This is a genomic window from Paenibacillus cellulositrophicus, from assembly GCF_009363095.1.
In the GTDB taxonomy this organism is placed as follows: domain Bacteria; phylum Bacillota; class Bacilli; order Paenibacillales; family Paenibacillaceae; genus Paenibacillus_AQ; species Paenibacillus_AQ favisporus.
Map to the genome: position 1 here is coordinate 1,713,176 of NZ_CP045295.1, position 18,134 is coordinate 1,731,309.

At 55.3% G+C, this 18,134-nt stretch carries 16 protein-coding genes; all 16 read right to left on the bottom strand.

Annotated elements, in window-relative coordinates:
• Positions 1-24 precede the first annotated feature (24 nt).
• On the bottom strand, positions 25-960 hold the full coding sequence (locus GCU45_RS07835; protein ID WP_152398560.1) for a DUF1177 domain-containing protein: 936 nt from the start codon (positions 958-960) through the stop codon (positions 25-27).
• Positions 961-1,032: 72 nt separating this feature from the next.
• On the bottom strand, positions 1,033-2,091 hold the full coding sequence (locus GCU45_RS07840; RefSeq protein ID WP_152398561.1) for an S-methyl thiohydantoin desulfurase family protein: 1,059 nt from the start codon (positions 2,089-2,091) through the stop codon (positions 1,033-1,035).
• A 12-nt stretch (positions 2,092-2,103) separates the two neighbouring features.
• Positions 2,104-3,714: an OPT/YSL family transporter gene (locus GCU45_RS07845; RefSeq protein WP_145157755.1), complete on the bottom strand. Its 1,611-nt coding sequence runs from the start codon at positions 3,712-3,714 to the stop codon at positions 2,104-2,106.
• 174 nt (positions 3,715-3,888) lie between these two features.
• On the bottom strand, positions 3,889-4,539 hold the full coding sequence (locus GCU45_RS07850) for an aspartate/glutamate racemase family protein (RefSeq protein WP_145157751.1): 651 nt from the start codon (positions 4,537-4,539) through the stop codon (positions 3,889-3,891).
• Positions 4,540-4,688: 149 nt separating this feature from the next.
• The gene (locus GCU45_RS07855) at positions 4,689-6,227 is read right to left on the bottom strand and encodes a PucR family transcriptional regulator (RefSeq protein ID WP_152398562.1); all 1,539 of its coding nucleotides are present in this window, start codon (positions 6,225-6,227) and stop codon (positions 4,689-4,691) included.
• Between the two features lie 380 nt (positions 6,228-6,607).
• Positions 6,608-6,799: a hypothetical protein gene (locus tag GCU45_RS07860; protein ID WP_152398563.1), complete on the bottom strand. Its 192-nt coding sequence runs from the start codon at positions 6,797-6,799 to the stop codon at positions 6,608-6,610.
• A gap of 49 nt (positions 6,800-6,848) precedes the next feature.
• Entirely contained in the window at positions 6,849-7,163 is a 315-nt protein-coding gene (locus tag GCU45_RS07865; protein ID WP_076177008.1) for a CD3324 family protein, read from the bottom strand.
• A gap of 357 nt (positions 7,164-7,520) precedes the next feature.
• Positions 7,521-8,114, bottom strand: coding sequence for a TetR/AcrR family transcriptional regulator (locus GCU45_RS07870; protein ID WP_244364472.1), 594 nt, complete (start codon positions 8,112-8,114; stop codon positions 7,521-7,523).
• 35 nt (positions 8,115-8,149) lie between these two features.
• On the bottom strand, positions 8,150-9,085 hold the full coding sequence (locus GCU45_RS07875) for an SDR family oxidoreductase (RefSeq protein WP_152398565.1): 936 nt from the start codon (positions 9,083-9,085) through the stop codon (positions 8,150-8,152).
• Between the two features lie 167 nt (positions 9,086-9,252).
• The gene (locus GCU45_RS07880) at positions 9,253-11,418 is read right to left on the bottom strand and encodes a HelD family protein (RefSeq protein WP_152398566.1); all 2,166 of its coding nucleotides are present in this window, start codon (positions 11,416-11,418) and stop codon (positions 9,253-9,255) included.
• Positions 11,419-11,628: 210 nt separating this feature from the next.
• Positions 11,629-12,213 (bottom strand): DUF5044 domain-containing protein, encoded by a 585-nt coding sequence (locus tag GCU45_RS07885; RefSeq protein WP_152398567.1) that lies wholly within the window; start codon positions 12,211-12,213, stop codon positions 11,629-11,631.
• Positions 12,210-12,698: a DUF5643 domain-containing protein gene (locus GCU45_RS07890; RefSeq protein WP_152398568.1), complete on the bottom strand. Its 489-nt coding sequence runs from the start codon at positions 12,696-12,698 to the stop codon at positions 12,210-12,212. Before GCU45_RS07890 ends, GCU45_RS07885 begins: the two co-directional genes overlap by 4 nt.
• Positions 12,699-12,993: 295 nt before the next feature.
• On the bottom strand, positions 12,994-13,959 hold the full coding sequence (locus GCU45_RS07895) for a 3'-5' exoribonuclease YhaM family protein (protein WP_152398569.1): 966 nt from the start codon (positions 13,957-13,959) through the stop codon (positions 12,994-12,996).
• A 145-nt stretch (positions 13,960-14,104) separates the two neighbouring features.
• On the bottom strand, positions 14,105-15,400 hold the full coding sequence (locus GCU45_RS07900) for an NCS2 family permease (RefSeq protein WP_152398570.1): 1,296 nt from the start codon (positions 15,398-15,400) through the stop codon (positions 14,105-14,107).
• 163 nt (positions 15,401-15,563) lie between these two features.
• Positions 15,564-16,319, bottom strand: a complete 756-nt coding sequence (locus GCU45_RS07905) for a tRNA threonylcarbamoyladenosine dehydratase (RefSeq protein WP_152398571.1) — start codon at positions 16,317-16,319, stop codon at positions 15,564-15,566.
• Positions 16,320-16,342: 23 nt separating this feature from the next.
• Positions 16,343-18,130, bottom strand: coding sequence for an aspartate--tRNA ligase (aspS, locus tag GCU45_RS07910; protein WP_145157724.1), 1,788 nt, complete (start codon positions 18,128-18,130; stop codon positions 16,343-16,345).
• Positions 18,131-18,134 lie beyond the last annotated feature (4 nt).

An 18,134-nucleotide genomic window follows, 5' to 3' on the forward strand; every position in this document is an offset into this window, starting at 1 on the left:
GCCTCTTCCCTCTTCCGTGCTGACTCAGGCATTCCCCGCCGTCTGCAGCACCTTCATCGAACCGTACAGCCTGACGAACCGGTCATATTCATCCGGATTATAAAACGCGCAGGTTCCGTTCGTGACCTCTTTGGCGACTTCCACCGCAAAGCGGACCGCGGCGGCGATGTCGATCTCGTGGCTCGCCCCCGTGCCGCATCCCGGCACGACCGACTGGGCCGTTACGGCTACCCCGACAACCGGTGCCGAAGTGGCCACGGCAGGCTGCAGGATCGAGTTGATGTGGTACAAGTCGTTGCCGTAAGGTGTAATGTCCTGCATCGTGATCGGGAACGTCACCGGCAGCAGTCCCGTCGTCATTTCCATAATTCGCAGCAGGTCCTCGCTCACCCGCAAAATGTAACCTTCCTTGACGGTCGGCGAAATGGCGAAGCCTTTATGGTTGATGACCCGGTTGCCCTTCGTCGTGTCGATCGAGAGGACCGCGTCCATTTCCGGCAGCACCTCGTGGGCGTTCATCGCACCGATATCAACCGGCGAATCCATAAAATCTACCGGCTCATGCGGACGGGTCGGGGCGTCGGGACAAATATGCGTCGTCACGATGACATCGCCTTTGAGGCGGTCCCCCTTGACCTGCATATCCGCGAGCTTGAGCGCGGAAGCAACTGCCGCTACTGCCCCGTCAGCGTCGGAGACGAGTCCGATCCGGCTTGGACGGGCGCCAATGCCGCCAAGGCGTCCAACGATGCCGAGGGTCGGAACCGAACCGCCCTTGGACTTGCCCTCGGTTCCCGGAATGACGATTTTAATAAAATCGGTGCTTCCCTTTTCGCCGGTCACTGTTTGTACTTCGACGGAAATCTCCGCATAGTCGGCGAACAGCGCTTTGACCTTCTCTCCCGTTACGTAGCTATCATCCATCGCATCCAGCGAAATCATCGTTTGCTTGAGTGTCATATGACCGATACCTCCATCTTCTGTCTGTTGTGCGGGTGTTCTCTCTGTAACTTTCGAACCATCCGTAACGATTTAGAACAAATAATCCAGAACCGGCTTCTTGATAATGTCTTCCACCGGCAGCATCAGCTTCTTGTTGCGCATCGTGGTGCTGAGGAGCAGCTTCTCCTTCGGCACGACGATCACGGCGAGCTGCTGTCCCTTCTCCAAAGCGGCGGTCACGACCGGTCTGGCCGTTTTGGCGTCCAGGGTCATGATCAGGTCCGGGAATGTCGCGAAGCGTTCCCCGTCCTTTTCCAGCGTCATGTATTCATTCCAGAACGTCATTTCGAACCCGTCGATCTGCACGGTCCCGACATCGAATCCGCCGGTCGTCTCGATCTGGAAATCCGTCACTTCTCCGGCCGCCACGATCCGGCCGCCCAGCTTGGAGACAACCGCTTCGATAGCTGCTTCGCCTTTGGCGCCGAGCAGCGCCCGGCCGACTTCGATCGCCTGCGAGATGGCTCCCGGAGCGCCGTTTTGCTTCGCATAAGCTGCGGTCACCGGATTTCTCGCCACAGCGACCAGGCCGCCAGCCTCCACCGACGCCTTGCGGACCATCGACGCCGCTTTGCCGAGGGAGCCGGAGACGCTGAACTCCAGATAGTTGTCACCTTTACCGCCGATGGCCGTTTGGTGGGACACGTAATCCTCCACTTCGGTGAGATTCAGCGCGCCCATCGTGCCTGTCGGATGCGCTCTGCCGTTGCAGGCGAAGTCGACCAACGGAATTCCCGTAATGACCGACTGCAGCCATCCGTTGACCGTTGTGCCGGCCCCGTTCTCGTTGGTGTGAATGGCCGAGATCGGCTTGCCGAGCAAGCCGGCCAGCATGTCCAGCGCTTTGGAGTAGTGAATGGGCTTCAGATACTTATCCTTTGCCCCTGGTGCACCGACCAGCGATACGGTCACGAGCGTGTCGTTATCGGCGAATTCGTCGATGGTACGCAGCTCCGGCTGTCCCAGCTCGAGCGCGAGCCGGCCGATTTGCAGGCCTTCCTCGATCCAGCCGCCACCGCCGCCGCCCAATACTGCGCCGCCATAAACGGCGCTCTCCATCATGCTTTCATCCAAAGGTATACGTGCCATTGGTGTATGCACCTACTTTCTGATTTTGAATATCGAGTTAAAGAAGCTGTACAGCGCATCCCCTGCGATAAAACCGGCCGCCAGGATACTCATTGGCGTTTCGGCTTCCTTCCCCTTCACTTTCAGTACAACGATCCGGATCAAGAGACCCGCAAGGACCGCCCAGCAGGCGTTCGGTGTCGCAATAAGGAGGCCTGTCGCGAACATGACGCCGATCTGGCGCTTGGCGCCGCCGATGAGCTGCAGAATGGCGCCCGGAATGGCCCACAGCAGCAGCTTCATCGCCACGTCGCCCGAGGTTCCCGCTTGAATCGTCGATACGTAAACCGTATCGATCGGCGGAACGAGCTTTTGCGAGAAGTACGAATTATACGTCAGGGCAACAACGATAACGGCTACGCCGAAGGCGATCATGCCTGTCATGTACTGCTGCTTTCTGCCCCGCTTTTCAAATTCGGGGTCCTCCCCGTTGCCGCGTAGAATGTAGCCTGTCTTCAGGTCGTATCCCATGTCCGCAAACGCCGGGCCCGTAGCGGCACTGAATCCGGCCAAAAGGGCCAGCGCCACCGGTGGAAAGCCGATCAGCATGCCGAACAAAAGCGTAATGAACGCGACGGCAAACGCCGGGAACCAGCCGGAATGCATCGCCGCGATGCCGACGATAATTTCGTGCACAAACGCGGCAAAGGCCGCAAAGAACAGGAAGCCGATCAGCATGCCGAGCGACATCTTCGTCATCAGGCCGCCGATGATGGCGATAATAAGTGCGATGATCAGGTAAGCGACAAAGCCCAGTCCCAGGGAGCGTCTCGCTTCACCCTCCGTGCGGGTATACTTCGAATCGTCAGCTTCCCGCTCCGATTTTTTCGGCCGCTTGAAAATCAGAATCGCAGCCTGAACGAGGGCGACGATCCCTGCGCCGATCATGACACCATGGGCGATATAGAGAGCCTCCACGTTAATGTTGAACCACGGAATGGAATACTGCCGGATCAGAAGGCCGATGCCGAACATGCTGAGCGCCCAGATGTTGCCGATAAAGGCGACGCCGAAGGCCGACATCGATATGTGGAAATAGGAACCGATGAGCCCGAGTACCGTACCAACGCCGAGCAGTCCGGCGCGCTTGCCGCCCTTATCGCCGGCTATGATCGATTCGGCTGTCGCTACGCCCGGAGCCCATGTCCCTGACGCGGGGAACAGCTTCGAGTCGAACAGCTTGTACAGCAGCGCCGCATCCACGAACATGGCCATCGCTGCGCCGATCAGCATCGGAACGATCAGCTTCGTCTCCCCCATCACGAACGGAATGCCGATCGGAATAAACAAACTGTTGGCCGCCCCGAACGTGGCCGAGGATATCGAAGTCTGCACCATATTTTGCCGGTGTACCGACTTGTATTTTTTAAAGACCGCAATCGGAATCCTCGCGATCAGCATCGCCACGAGCGCTCCGATAATAGCCGTATTCGGCGTAACACCAAGCGTGGTAACGATTTGAATCCCGACGATGGCACCCAGGATGGCGGTAACGATGTTGAGTATCAAGCCAAAGGGCTCAAAAATGCTGGGGTGCTTCTCTTTGCCGCCTGCTTGTTCTGCTTCGTGTTTTACTTCGCTCATGATAACGCCTCCAATATATATGAATTTCACTTGGCACTTTAACATTCATTTCTTTAGTTCAATCTATATTGCAGGCCGCATTTGAAGGATATGTTCTATGCCACGCCCGGTGCTGCTGGGCCCGGATGCCCTGCCTCGCATCAGGGTAATAAAGTACTGGCAAATCCGAGCAGATCAGGAAGCGGAAATAATCTGCTTATAATAGTTGGCGGCCATCAAGCCTTCCGCTTCGACGATATCAACGACGGGAACCTGCAGCTCTTTCCGGATCACATCGGCAAAATGAATAGTAGAGAAACCGGTGCAAGCGAATACAATCGCTTTTGCGCCCTTCTCCACCAGGGACCGTGCTCCTTCAAGCGCTTTCTGCCGTCCCGCTTCCGTCAGCAGATCCGTCGTGTTGGTCACGCCTTCAGGCCGGGAGTATCCTACGATCAGCTCATCCAGCAATACTTTCATGACCGGCGGGATCCCTTCGGTGATCCCCATTAATCCGATGGGCTCGCCTAGCGAGAGAGCGACCAAAGCAGCCGAGCTTCCGGCCCCGATGACAGGGATCGACACGCGGCTGCGCAATTCCCGGACGCCCGGATCGGCGGCGCAGCTGACAATCAGCAGGCGGCAGCCTTCCTGCTCCATCTGGATGCCCAGCTCTACGATTTTCGGAAGGGCTGCTTCCTCCGACGCATCATCGTAAATGCCCAGCGGTTGATCAGGTATGCTTCTGCTCATGACAGGGACTTCAAATTGCTCTTGAATCATGTTTCCATGCGCTTGCAGCACTTCATTATCTTTCGCCGTAAATACACGAATTAATCCTATCAAGTCGATCACCCCTTCATTCCTTTAAACTATTGATGTTAAAATATATTACATTAGATTTTATGCCTTTCACCCCGATGGAACAATGTACTCATCCACCAAAACTGAAAGCGACCCTTTGTGCCATGAGCACAAAGGGTCGCTTTCATCCGCTAATGATTTAATAAATAAAATGTCGTACATAAGTACAATTCGAAACGGCACCTAGGATTGTTCAAATCCAGATCAAGAATCGATTTAATCCGGTCCATCCGGTAATTTACCGAATTGCGGTGAATAAACATTCGCAACGACGTTTCGTTCAGGCTGCCGCCTGTCGCCATATAATGATATAGCGTCCTGACGTAATTTGTGCCGTGGGTCCTGTCATGTTCAGCGAGCACGCCTACCTTTTCCTCAACGAACTGGTTCAGGCGGGCAGGGTCGGTCGATTCCTGCAGCAGGTGGATCATCTCCACTTCCGTGTAGGTGAACATCCGGCGCTCCTGGTTCAGCCGGTATCCGATTGACACCGCCGTTCGGGCTTCGCCATAGCTTCGGTGCGCCTCGACCAGGGAGCCCGGACGGCCGATGCCCATCCGCACTCCTTCCCAAGAGCTCAGCTGCCCGGAAAGGGCAGCGCACCATGGAAGCGTCACATCCTTGTCCACGATCCGGCGGTCCTGTCCCGCAGGCTTGGCGGAGGGCAGAAACAATACGATCCTTCCCCCATGGATTTGGAGCTGGGACCGGACTTTCCGCGCGGCGGACTCCTTGCGAATGAACGCCTGAATATTGGTGACGACAGAGCTGTCCTCATTATAAAAGGGCTCATCTGCCTCTACGACAGCCACTTCCCACAGCCATTCGGGCGAAAGACCGAGCTGCCGCCCCCTGGAGGCCGTCACCCGCTCATCGGACACTGTGTTCAAAATCAGCTCCTCGAAAAACGTGCCCCGCAGCCGGTTTTCCGTGTCCTTGGCGATTTTGTTCCTCATCAGCTCAAGCGAGAAGACGAGCCTTGCCTGCTCAATCAGCATGAGATCCAGCTCATTCAGCTCCCGCTTCTCCACCACGAATTTACCCAGCATTTTGTTGTCGACGCTAACCTCCCACTGATGATGCTTCCCCGAAGACCGGTAAGGGTACCCTTCCGGCGACGACGCCAGCACCTCTCCGGCCTTGCCGATGATCCATATCGGCGAATCAATCAACTCTGAGACGTTGTCAGCGACGACCTGAATGCCTTTATTGTTCAATACCAGCCGGGTCAGCGCCTTATTGACCTCTTCGGCCCGCCTCAGCAGCACGGCCTGCCGGTTTAAAATTTGATCCATAACATGATACGTTATGTCAATGTAAGCCATCCCGACAGGAAGCTGAATGATCGGAATATCGTATTGGTTGCTTTTATCGATCATTTCCTGCGGGATATGGGGAATAAAGCGTTCCGGCTTAATGGCCACCCCCGCCCCGTTCACTTTGGCAAGCTGTTCGATCATTTCGACCAGCAGCGACGGGTCGTTCCGGGTCGAATAGCCTGTCGTCAGCACCATCTCGCCTTCCCGCAGCCAATTTCCGATATCGGGAACCTCCCAAATATCTATATATTGTACGATACGGTCAAGACCGCGTTCCCCGCTGATCAGCTGCGCATGCTCCATCACCGGCAGCTTCAGCATCTCCCTGACCGTCAAACCTTTCGGACTCATTGCATCACCTCGCGGTTCACGGATATCTGGGTGCAGCATGTCCTTTTGCTTTCGTAACCGCTTGAATATGCCCCCTCTTCATTGTACCTTACTGCTTAGCCCCGATGCTATTGCTTTGTAACCGCAGCCAAAAGAAGGAAAGAGCCGGACTCCCGGGCATAAGAAAAACGTCTATCGACGTACTTCCAAAGAAGACAGACCGCGTTTAGCTGAAGTTTTTCTTGCGATTATAGAATGGTTCAGCTTCGCTGAAATTTATAAATTCTATAATCTTAAACAGCAAAAAACCGTTCAGCATCCGAACGGTTTCTTTAGAAACGGCCCGCCTGCTGAGCCATTTCGAGCATATGAAAAAGAGGGTTTAACGCTGCGCGCACTCTTTACTGCTGCCGCATTTTGGAGCGGAACAAACGCGAGAGCATACCTGGCCATGGATTGTTCCATCCGCCGTGCAGCTGTACCGTGCTTTCCACAGGTTTTTCCGTTGCACGCAGCAACCGGCTCCTTCGTCTGTGCAGATCCGCGTATTTATATTCCATCAATTTCTCTTGTACATAGTGGTGTTCCATCATATATTTCTCCTCCGATCTATTTTACGCATAGATGGGGAGGTGTTATAGCCTACTGGCGTGCCGACACTTTTTGTTTCGAGGCATCCGCGGCGTGTTCCGACCGTTTCTTAAAAATCACCTTACGGATGCTCTCCTGAGACAGGTGGAAAGCCTGTTTCAAGTATTCGATTGAATGACCTTGGCAATGAAGAGCAAAGATCTCCTCGTTTCTGCGTTCGATCATTTGCCGTGTCCCGCTGTTTACACCCCATCCGACGCGTTCGTTGCTTCTCTTCGGGATGTAAATCAGCTCGCCCTCAATATGTTTCTGAAGTTCCTTCAGCAAACTAGGGGGAAGCACATCCCTCCCGTTTTTGTAATTCACGATAAACGTCCTCCTTAAACTTCAACAGATGTCCAGTTCCGACGGTTGTTTCAAACCCGCTAAATGCTTGGATCATGCTGTTTTCGCCTCCTTTCGAATTATGTACCCATATATTTTAATAAAACGGTATAAGGGGAGCCGATCGGCCCCCCGATACTGCGGGGCTTCGCTTACGCGAAGACCACCTCGTATTGTGTGATCAAATTGCATCAGCCTCCTTTCATACAGAATCGTCGGCCGTCCGACACCTTTATTAACTCATATTTTAGGAATTCCAGCAAGTGAAAGAACGGATATAAATATTCTTTACCTCTTCAATGATAATAGGATATTCCTCACCACCACTTCTGTACCGGGCTAACGGAGGAGAATTCCCATCAGAAGGCCGCTTTCATTCCGCCAATAATCCGGCTGTCCCGGTACCTCCTGCAGCATTAAGCCCGTCAGCGCAGACAGATAGAGAAACAGCAGCCGGCGGGGGTCTCCTTCGCGAAATTCGCCTGCTTCCTGGCCTTTGACCAGAATCGGGACCAGCTGCTCGATCGTATCCTCCGGCGAATACCGCCCGATCATTTCCTTCGCCCGCTCCGGAACATCGCTCGAGGTTTGGGCCTGGTGGATCAGCAGAAAGGCATCCTTATTATCACCCTCCAGCATAGCTTCCGTCAGGACGCGAATTTGCTCGGCAGGACTGCCCGGCATACGCCCCAGCTCCTTCATCGAGTGCTGCGCCTCCTCCATCGCCTCCTGCACGAGTTCGGTAAACAGCTCTTCCTTGGAGCTGAAGTAGCGGTAAGACAGCCCTTGGCTGATTCCCGCTTCGGCGGCAATCATGCTCATTTTCGTTCCGTTGATTCCGTGCCGGGCGAACACCTTGAGCGCCGCCTTCTTGATCTGTTCCCTGCGTTCATCATAAATTTGTTCCAATTGCTGCTCGTTCAGCGGTGCCACGTTGGCGCCCTCCTTTTTATCAGTCATCCCTGCTTTTATTGTATCCGTCGTAAGCCCGGTCCGGCAAGGAGTCCGGTCTGCTCTTCACTCACCTGCCATAGACGGCTCGCGCCGGCTTCATCTCGTGCTGCATCGGAAGGGGTCTGCAGCTTCATGTCCGCGTAATAACCGCCGCTCTTCAGCAGAAGCTCCGATGATTCTGCGAGCCATACGAGCGTCTGCGCCCCTTGTTCAGGCGTTCGGGAAAAAGGCTTCATACAGGCCATCGTCAGCCGGGCCAGCCCTCCGTTATCCTGATTGAAGTTGGTCGCCACCAGACCGGGATCAAAACAGTGAGCCGTAACTCCCGTACCCTTGAGCCGTCTGGCCAGCTCGGCGGTAAACAAAATGTTCGCCAGCTTGCTCTGGCCATAGCGGAGATTCGCGCCTCCGAGAAGCGCCTTTGGTCCGCTGTACAGGCGGTCACCGTTCATATCGTTGAAGTCGATGCCCCTTCTCGCCATTTTATGACCATGGGAGGAAGTCGTAATAATCCGGGCATCGCCGCTCGCTATCAGCCGATCCAGCAGCAGGCTGGTCAGGAGAAACGGGCCCAGATGGTTCACCGCCCAGGTCATTTCCAGACCGTCCTCGGACAGCTTCTTCTTGACAAACATCGTTCCCGCGTTGTTGATCAGGCGGTCGATCTGTGGAACGCGGTTCAATATTTCGGCCGCTGCGCGGCGAATATCCTGCTGGGACGACATATCCGCAATGAAGCAGTCTACCTGGGCTTCCCCGTTTGTCATCTTACCCAGCTCTGCCGACAATTCCGCGGCTTTACTGCGGCTGCGGGCCACGATACCCAGCTTCGCCCCTTTCAGTACCAATGCCTTTGCCGCCGCGTAACCAATGCCGCTGGTCGCTCCCGTGATCACGATATATTTACCTTCAAGCGTCCGGCTATTGTTGAACCGTACCGTATAGTTCATATTCGATCGACCGCCTTTCCCTATTTATTATGAATGAACCATTCATTCATTTGTCTTCAGTATATCTTCCCTCCCAGGAACTGTCAATCGTATTTTGAAAAATTAGGCTCAACTGTTATCACAAAAAAAGGACCGTCCCTTAAGAAAGGAACGGTCTGCATTCGATGCTATTTCCACCCGCTTGTGACGATATCTTCCTGCGGGTTGTTCAAATATTGCGGCACCGCATCCTCATGCATAATCCACAGCTCGTGCAGCGCGCGCGTACAGCCGACGTACATCAACTTGGCATCCCAGGCCTGATCGCCGTAATGGGCAAGATCAGCATCGGCCACGATGACCGCGTCGAATTCCAGACCTTTGGACAAATACACGGGTAGAACCGATAAACCGCCTTCATACGCCTTTTTGCCACCGTCTATCAAATGCAGGTCGGGTATTCCAGGGGCAAGCTGCTCATGCAGCCGGGCGGCGTCGGCCAGCGTCCGCGTCAGAATGGCTACCGTCCGGTAATCGCCGCCGGCAAGCTGCTGCAGCCCTTCCTGAAGGGAGCGGACCCTCCCCGCTTCTCCCGTATGATACGGAAGAATGCGCACCGGATTGCCGCTGCGGAAAACGGGTACGGCGAGCAGATCGCTCTTCACACCATTTTCCAGGATGCCGTTGGCGAATTCGATAATTTCCATCGTCGAGCGGTAGCTTCGCGTCAGGGCAAAGTAGGCGGTGCTTTCCGGTGCGAACAGCGAGCTCATCTCCTCCCAGCTGTGGACGCCGCGGTAGGCGTGGATCCCTTGCGACAAGTCGCCCAAGATCGTGAAGGAATGTCCCCGCACGAACAAGTCCAGCACCGCCACCTGAAATGGGGAGAAATCCTGCGCTTCGTCGATGACGATATGGTCAAAGCGCTGCTCCCCCGTAATGTCGTTCAGCAGGTAGTGCATATAGAGGAGAGCCGGAAGATCCTCTTCCCGGATGATGTCCTTTTTCAAGTCGGACTGGGTAGACTTCAGCACCGCGGCAGGGATGCCGCTCAGCGCTTCCTCGGGCCAGCCGCCGGCGGTTTTGATGGCTTTGAACATCTGCTTGTACAGCAGCAGCGGCTCGTATTTCGGCCACTTGTTCGCATACGACTTTTCACGCTGCGCCGCCTTCTTCTTCCGGTCCTTGAGCGCTGCCGCCGAAGGCGACTTTTTCAGCTCCATTTCGATCCAGCGGTGGATTCTGGCCATAACCCTTTCTTTTCGCTTCGCCAGCGGGTACGGCTTATATTCCTCATTGAACCAATGCAGAATCGTCTCTCTGGCCAAAGTTGCCCCTTCCCACGGCATAAAATCGCCGGGAGGCACTGAACTCGATTCCATGGATGACAAGCAGTCACGGATCATCTGCATGAATCCAATCGACCCCTTAAACCGTCCCGGCACGTTATCGGTGATTTCCGGCATGCCCCCCGGCGTCTCGAACCAATACCGCAGCGTTTCTTCGTTATCAGCCAGTGGAAGGTCAAGCCCCAGCAGTTGGAGTGCCCAGTCCGCAAACGTGCTCTGCTGAATATCCCCGACCCCGAGCTCAGGCAGCACGTCGGAGATGTAATCCAGGAACATATGGTTCGGGGCAAAAATGATCATTTTGTCCGCCGACACCTGGTCCTTGTACTGGTACAGCAGAAAAGCCAGGCGGTGCAGCGCCACGGTTGTTTTACCGCTTCCCGCCACCCCCTGGATGATGAGCGCCGTGTTCCGCGCGGCCCGGATGATCCGGTCCTGCTCCGCCTGGATCGTCGACACGATGTCCCGCAGGCGATTGTCCTTGTTCTCGCCCAGCCGGTACACGAGAAACTCGTCGGACACGGCGGGCTGGTCGCTCTCGCGGTTGTATGTATCGGCCACCCTCTCCAAAATCTGCTTGCGGATCACCACGTTCCGCTTCAAATACACCAGCCCTTCGATGATACCCTCAGGCGCTTCGTACGAAGCCGTTTCTTCCCCGCCCGTAAACGAATAGAACAGGCTGGCCACCGGCGCTCGCCAGTCAATGACCATCGGGTGGTCGCCGACCTCCGCTTGGTCCACGCCGATTTTACCGATGTAGAGCGGCTTGCGCTCCCCGCTTCCTTCCTGGAAGTCCAGCCTGCCGAAATAAGGCTCCTGCAGGCTTTTGGCCAGGGCCTGGCGCTTCTCTTCCCGACCCGCTTCCAGCACCTGCTCCGTAAAATCATGCCCGGTGTATACCGGAATGCCGCCCAGCCTCTCAAGCTGGCGGTCGATCTCAGTGATCGTCGCATTCAGCCTACTCTCTTCCTCTTGATAGGCACTTTGAAAATCGGTCTCCACTTTCAGTTACCTCCTAAAAGTATTAAGGAGCGGGTTAACCGCTCCTGCTCTTGTAAGCCAATGCTTAAGGTTTATCCATAAGCCGCGCTTAAAAAGGATATTCAGTATATCATAACCCGGAGGCATTTTACCATAGGGATTTCAGATTCCCGGGGATCGGGGAAAGGAATAAAGACGGCTTATGTTCCCCGTGCTGCGACTTTTGCGGCGTTACTGCAGCTTATGCTCGTACCTGACCTTTCCCTCCCGGTCCAGTCCTTTGATCGATTGCCATGAGAAATCCCGTCCCTCCGTTTTCCACACAAACAGGAACATGCGGTCATCCGATATGCGCTGCCGCTCCGATCCGGACGTCGCTGTATTGCTGCCGCGTTCCTCCATCACCACACCCAGTTCCACGGTAACGATGTCGGGATCGTTGACATAACCGTAAAATTTGGCCATCCCGCCATCCGACCCGGTGCTCTTCATATCCCAGCTGTAGGCCAGCGGTTTTTCCGGGTTTTTGGGCACACCGGCAACACCTCCGCTGGGGTGCCACTTAAAATGGCTCCAGGTGACCGTATCGGCAGAAAACCACTGCTTGTAGGTGCCAAGGAACACCACCGTATCCTGATCCACCTGAACCTTCCTCACGACCTTGGACGGCCCGTAATGATAGCTTCGCTCGGAAAGCTCATGGGCGCCCTGCGCCGTAAAGCTGCCGCGATCTAATCCGGATACCCACAGCAGGATGATGAACAAAATCAGGACCGCGCACCATTCCAGCACTCCGCCCAGCCTGCTGATCTTCATTGGGTGCTCTCCTCCTTCTCCAGGAGAATCGGCAGCTCACTCTGCCGGTCATACCAATCATAGCGGAGGGTCAGCTTCTTCGTTCCCGAAGGCAGCGGGTCAAAATAGATCCATCCGTTCTCTCCCCATGGCACTCCGGTGCTGCTCGCCCCGTGCTGGATCAGCTCGTTTCCTGACGCGTCCAGCAGCTTGATCGAGGACGTCGGGAAGGACCACCCGTCCCGCACCTTTTTGCGGTAAGCGTAGCGGATCGCGGTCCGTTTGGAGGTGATGTACAGTTCCTTTAATGTAAATGTATCGTCATCCATGTTCAGTTTCCGGTTCACCGGATACGCCGTAACCCGGCCGTCGTTTTTCAAGTCCGTGATCATAAGCCGGTTGCCGTCTCTCCATGGGAGCCAGTCGACCAGTTGGAACAGCAGCAGCGCGGCAAAAACAAAAATTAGCAGCCTTCGTATCATCATTCCCACCGTTACATTTCTCAAGGGCATGCTCCTTTATTTCATCAGCGATCTCAGTAGCCATTTGTATTGGTGAAGATTTTACCATAAACCGGAAAAATCGCAATCGGATTCCTGCGCAGCCATCGTCCCTCCGGGTCCAGCCGCTTCTCACACGGTGTAAGTCTCCGGCTGCCCAATGCGTTGTTTTGCCGCTGAAGATCAAAAAACAGCCAGGGCGGGTCACCGCACACTGACTGTTTTAACATTCCCCATTATTGATGAATTCAGGATCGTATATCGTATAAAGTCCAGAAATCAGACGAAAATGCTCACAACGTTAATCCTTGCCGTATTTCGAACGGTAGAACGACTTGTTCTCCAGCGCTCGTACGGGCGTTGTCCATTCATCCGTCATGGACATCGTATCGATGGCATCCTCGGCGGCTTGCAGCTTCGCATCCATCTGGTCGATGAGATGCAGGGCAAGCGCCTCCGGTATTTGCGGCTGCACCGGACTGCCCCACTCGGCCAAGTTATGATGGGCCAGAATAACGTGCTGCAGCAGCACGATTTTCTCCGCGTTCAGGTCCATGCCGTGAAGCACCGCCGCCTCCGTGATCCAGCTGACCGCAAGCGGAATGTGGCCGATCAGCTTACCGGTGAAGCTGTACTCGCTGACGATGCCCAGCTCCGCCGTCAGTTCTTCCGTCTTGGCGATATCATGCAGAATAATGCCCGCCACGAGCAGATCCCGATTCAAAAACGGCCGCTGCATGCACACGAACTCGGCCAGCTCCAGCATCCGTACGACATGGTAGGCCAGGCCGGCATAAAAAGCATGGTGCATGCCTTTGGCGGCCGGATAATGCATGAGCTTATCCCCGACCTTGCCGTAGCAGTGCTCGATAATTTTGCGGAGCTCGGGATCCTGGACGCTTGCCGCCGCCGCCTTGATCGTATAGACGAGGTCCGCCGGCTGCACGGGAGCCGACCGTACGAAATCGGTGATGCTGTACCCGTCTTCATCCTTGGCCGGCCGGATCTGCGTTACTTTAAATTGCAGCCGCTCCCGGTACAGCTGGACGATGCCGCGCACTTTGACGAGCATCGGCGCAAAGAACGTCTCCTTGTCCGTCGAGGAGGTGTCCCACAGTTTCGCCGGGATTTCCCCGCTCGTATCCGATAAGATCATATCCAAATAATCCTTGGGCGGCGTGGCGTTCGTCTGTTTGACCTGCAGCGATTTCAGCAGATAGAAGCCCGTAATTTCCTGCCCTTCGGTAAATGATTGAATAAGTGTCATCTCTTTAAATCCTCCTAAATAATTCACTGAAAAAACGGTTCAGGACAGCTGCTTAGCTGTCCTTATCCATTACCCCAAACCGGAAAGATCCACCCGCCCTTAAACGGGTCCCCCTTGACGCGCCTCCACTTCCGCGATTTATGCCTTAGAGGAATGCATGCAGCACGAAGTTCGCCACAAACAGCGCGGCAATGCCGTACAAGACAGGCGAAACCTCCCGGCCTCTGCCCTGGGCCAGCTTTACCACCGGGTAAGCGACAAAGCCGAAAGCCATGCCGTCCACAATGCTGTACGTAAAAGGGATCATGACCATAATGAGAAACGCCGGAAACGCTTCGGTCAAATCCGTAAACTCCATCTCTTTGACGTTCTGGACCATCAGCCCGCCGATCACGATCAGTACGGGAGCGATGGCACTGTCCGGTATGTAGCTCAGAAGCGGGATGAAGAAAAAGGTCGCTCCGAACAGCAGGCCGGATACGAGAGCCGACAGCCCGGTTCTCCCTCCGGCGGCAATCCCGGCGGAGGTTTCCGCAGCCGCCACCACGGGACTGCTCCCGAATATTCCGGCGAAGATGTTCGATATCGACAGCGCTCGGAGGCTGCCTTTAAAATGTTCCGGCCGGCCGATCATCTGGGTTTGCGCCGCGATGAGGCCGATATTTTCAAAGACGACGATCAGAAGCAGCAGAAAGACGGCGATCCAGAACACCAGGCTGCCGATCCCTGCCGCTGACAGATGGCCGAACAGCTCCCCGTACTGGCGGAAGGTATGTCCGGATTCGAGCTGTACCGGCTTGACGGCACCGAGCAGATAAGCCAGTCCCGTTCCCAGCAGAATGCTGATGAGCAGTCCTCCCTGCACGCCCCGGATAAACAAAATCAGGGCAAGCAGCAGCGTAAAGCAGGACACGATGACGGCCGGGTCGCTGAAATGTCCGATGGTGACAAAAGTCGTCTGGTGGGCGATCACGATTTGGCTTTTCTGCAGCCCGATAAACGTCAGAAACAGCCCGATCCCTACCGTGATGCCGTGCTTCAGGTTGTGCGGGATGGCCTCGCTCACGATCCGGTACAAGGACGTAAAGGATACGATCGAAAATAATACGCCCGTGACCGCGACGACCATCAGCGCTTCCTGCCAGGACAGCTTCATGGAATGCACCAGGGTGTACGTGAAGAAGGCGTTGATGCCCATGCCCGGTACGACCACAATCGGCGACTTGCCGCCAAAGGCCATCAGGAGGCAGCCCACAACCGACGTCAGCAACGTTCCCACCATGGCAGCCTTCAGCGGCATCCCTGCGTCGTGCAAAATATTCGCGTTAACCATCACAATATATACGACGGAAAAATACGAAACAGCACCCGCAATCCATTCTTTCTTCCAGCTGTCCCCCGGCAGCAGCCCCAGGCTGCGGTGCCAAAAACTAGATTTCAACAATAGTCCTCCTGTTCGACAAACGGTGTCCAACCTATTTTATTTATACCATATTTGTAAAATAAAAGGCGCGAGCGCCGTTATACGGCCTCGCGCGCCATCACTTGCTTCAGTTATGCCCGTTATTTCGCGAGCGTCTTCCCGGTCGGCTCCGGAATGTTCGTTATACCTGAATCCCTGCTTTGGCGAGCAGGTCCTTCACGGCAACGCTCACCATGATGAGGCCGACGACAGGAGGTACGTAGGCGTTGCTTGCCGGCGGCTGCTTTGCCTTACGGATCTCCGGCGCGTTCTCCGGAACGATTTTTTCCGTCACGTCCACGCGCGGCTTGATCGGCTCTTCGGTCGAGAACACGACCTTGACGCCTTTTTTGATGCCGTCTTTGCGCAGTTTTGTGCGGATGACCCGGGCGATCGGATCCATCGTCGTCTTGGAAATATCCGCAACCTGGAATTTGGTCGGGTCCATTTTATTGGCCGCGCCCATGCTGGAAATGATCGGGATTTTGCGGTTCAGGCACTCTTTGATGAGATGGATTTTGTAGGACACGGTATCCGATGCGTCCAGCACATAATCCAGATCATACTTAAACAGCTCCTGGTAGGTTTCTTCGGTATAAAACATGTTCAGCGCGATCGCGTCGATGTCCGGGTTGATCAATTTTACACGCTCTACCATCAGATCCGCCTTCTTCTGGCCGATGGTCGTCGTCAGTGCATGGATCTGGCGGTTGATATTGGTAATGTCAACCACGTCTTTATCGATCAAAATAATCCGGCCGACCCCGGTGCGGGCCAGGGCTTCCACCGCAATGGACCCCACCCCGCCGATACCGAGAACCGCCACCGTGCTGTTTTTCATGACTTCCAGGCCTTCCGGCCCGATGGCCAGCTCCGTACGTGAAAATTGATTAAGCATATCGTCAGGTGGCCTCCCTTAACTTAAGAATGAACTTTCTTTTCTTCCCCCGGCTTTTTCACGAGCTTGATGTGAAGCTGTTCAAGCTGCCCTTGATCGACCGGCGACGGCGCATCCATGAGCAGATCAGTCGCGCTGGCCGTTTTCGGGAAGGCGATCGTTTCGCGCAGGTTGCTGCGTCCGGAAAGCAGCATGACGAGCCGGTCCAGGCCAAATGCGATGCCGCCGTGAGGTGGCGTGCCGTATTCAAAGGCATCCAGCAGGTGGCCGAATTTGTCTTTGGCATCCTCAGGCGACAAGCCGAGGGCCGCGAACATTTTTTCCTGCATGTCGCGCTTGTAGATCCGCATGGAACCGCCGCCAACTTCGTAACCGTTCAGCACGATGTCGTAAGCCTGGGCCAGAATGCTGCCCGGATCGGTTTCAAACAGATGCTGGTCTTCGTCGCGCGGACGGGTGAACGGATGGTGCAGAGCAACGTAACGTTTCTCTTCCTCATCCCACTCGAGCAGCGGGAAGTCGACCACCCAGGCAAATTTGAACTCATTTTCGTTGATCAGGCCGAGCTGTTTGCCGATTTTCAGGCGAAGCGCGCCAAGCACGTCAGCTACGACTTTTTTATTGTCAGCGGAGAAGAGCAGCAGGTCGCCTTCTTCGGCTCCGGTGCGCTCTCTCAGCGCTTCGATCTCTTCAGGCGTAAAGAACTTCACGATTGGCCCTTTGAATTCGCCTTCCTTGACTTGAATCCAGGCCAAGCCTTTGGCCCCGTAACGGGCCGCGAACGGACCCAGATCGTCGATTTCTTTACGACTCCACGTGCCGCAGCCTTTGGCATTCAGCACTTTGACTTCTCCGCCTTTTTCGACGACGGAAGCAAACACCTTGACGCCGCTCGAAGCTACCAGGTCGCTGACTTGGATCAATTCCAGCCCAAACCGGAGGTCCGGTTTGTCAGAGCCGTATTTATCCATCGCTTCGGCATAAGTCAGGCGCTGGAAAGGCAAAGGAATGTCTACGTTAACCGTTTCTTTGAACAGGCGGGCCATCAGCTGCTCCATCATGCCCAGAAGCTCGTCCTGGTTCATAAAGGACGTTTCGATGTCCACCTGCGTGAACTCCGGCTGCCGGTCGGCGCGCAGGTCTTCGTCCCGGAAGCAGCGGGCGATTTGGAAATAACGCTCGATGCCGCCTACCATCAGAAGCTGCTTATACTGCTGAGGGGACTGCGGCAAAGCGAAGAACTCACCTTCGTGCACCCGGCTCGGTACGAGATAGTCGCGTGCGCCTTCCGGGGAGCTTTTTGTCAGGATCGGCGTTTCGACTTCAATGAAGCCTTCTCCGTCCAGGAAGTCACGGAAGATCTTCGATGCTTTGGAGCGGAGCAGCAGCGTTTTTTGCATTTCCGGACGGCGAAGGTCCAGGTAACGGTATTTAAGGCGAAGCGACTCGTCGACTTCCACACCGTCTTCGATGAAGAACGGAGGCGTTTTGGCGCCGTTCAGCACTTCGATCTCGGTAATCTGCACTTCAATTTGACCAGTCGGCAGGTTCGGGTTGACCGTTTCTGCGTCGCGCTGCACAACTTTACCTGTGACGGACAGCACGTATTCGCTGCGCACTCGGTCGGCGATGGCCAGGGCCTCGCCGGAGTATGCCGGATTGAATACGATCTGCACGATGCCGCTGCGGTCGCGCAGGTCGATAAACAAGACGCCCCCGAGGTCACGACGGGTTTGCACCCAGCCGTTTAATGTTACCGTTTCTCCAATGTTCGCGGTGGTCAGGCTACCGCATTGATGGGTCCTATGCATGTTT

Excerpts from the sequence above, each read along its gene's own strand:
- GCU45_RS07885 (WP_152398567.1), bottom strand. The coding sequence starts at position 12,213 with ATGAAGATCAGCAGGCTGGGCGGAGTGCTGGAATGGTGCGCGGTCCTG.
- aspS (WP_145157724.1), bottom strand. The coding sequence starts at position 18,130 with ATGCATAGGACCCATCAATGCGGTAGCCTGACCACCGCGAACATTGGA.
- GCU45_RS07845 (WP_145157755.1), bottom strand. The coding sequence starts at position 3,714 with ATGAGCGAAGTAAAACACGAAGCAGAACAAGCAGGCGGCAAAGAGAAG.
- GCU45_RS07875 (WP_152398565.1), bottom strand. The coding sequence starts at position 9,085 with ATGAACTATACGGTACGGTTCAACAATAGCCGGACGCTTGAAGGTAAA.
- GCU45_RS07895 (WP_152398569.1), bottom strand. The coding sequence starts at position 13,959 with ATGACACTTATTCAATCATTTACCGAAGGGCAGGAAATTACGGGCTTC.
- GCU45_RS07860 (WP_152398563.1), bottom strand. The coding sequence starts at position 6,799 with ATGATGGAACACCACTATGTACAAGAGAAATTGATGGAATATAAATAC.
- GCU45_RS07905 (WP_152398571.1), bottom strand. The coding sequence starts at position 16,319 with ATGCTTAATCAATTTTCACGTACGGAGCTGGCCATCGGGCCGGAAGGC.
- GCU45_RS07855 (WP_152398562.1), bottom strand. The coding sequence starts at position 6,227 with ATGAGTCCGAAAGGTTTGACGGTCAGGGAGATGCTGAAGCTGCCGGTG.
- GCU45_RS07835 (WP_152398560.1), bottom strand. The coding sequence starts at position 960 with ATGACACTCAAGCAAACGATGATTTCGCTGGATGCGATGGATGATAGC.
- GCU45_RS07840 (WP_152398561.1), bottom strand. The coding sequence starts at position 2,091 with ATGGCACGTATACCTTTGGATGAAAGCATGATGGAGAGCGCCGTTTAT.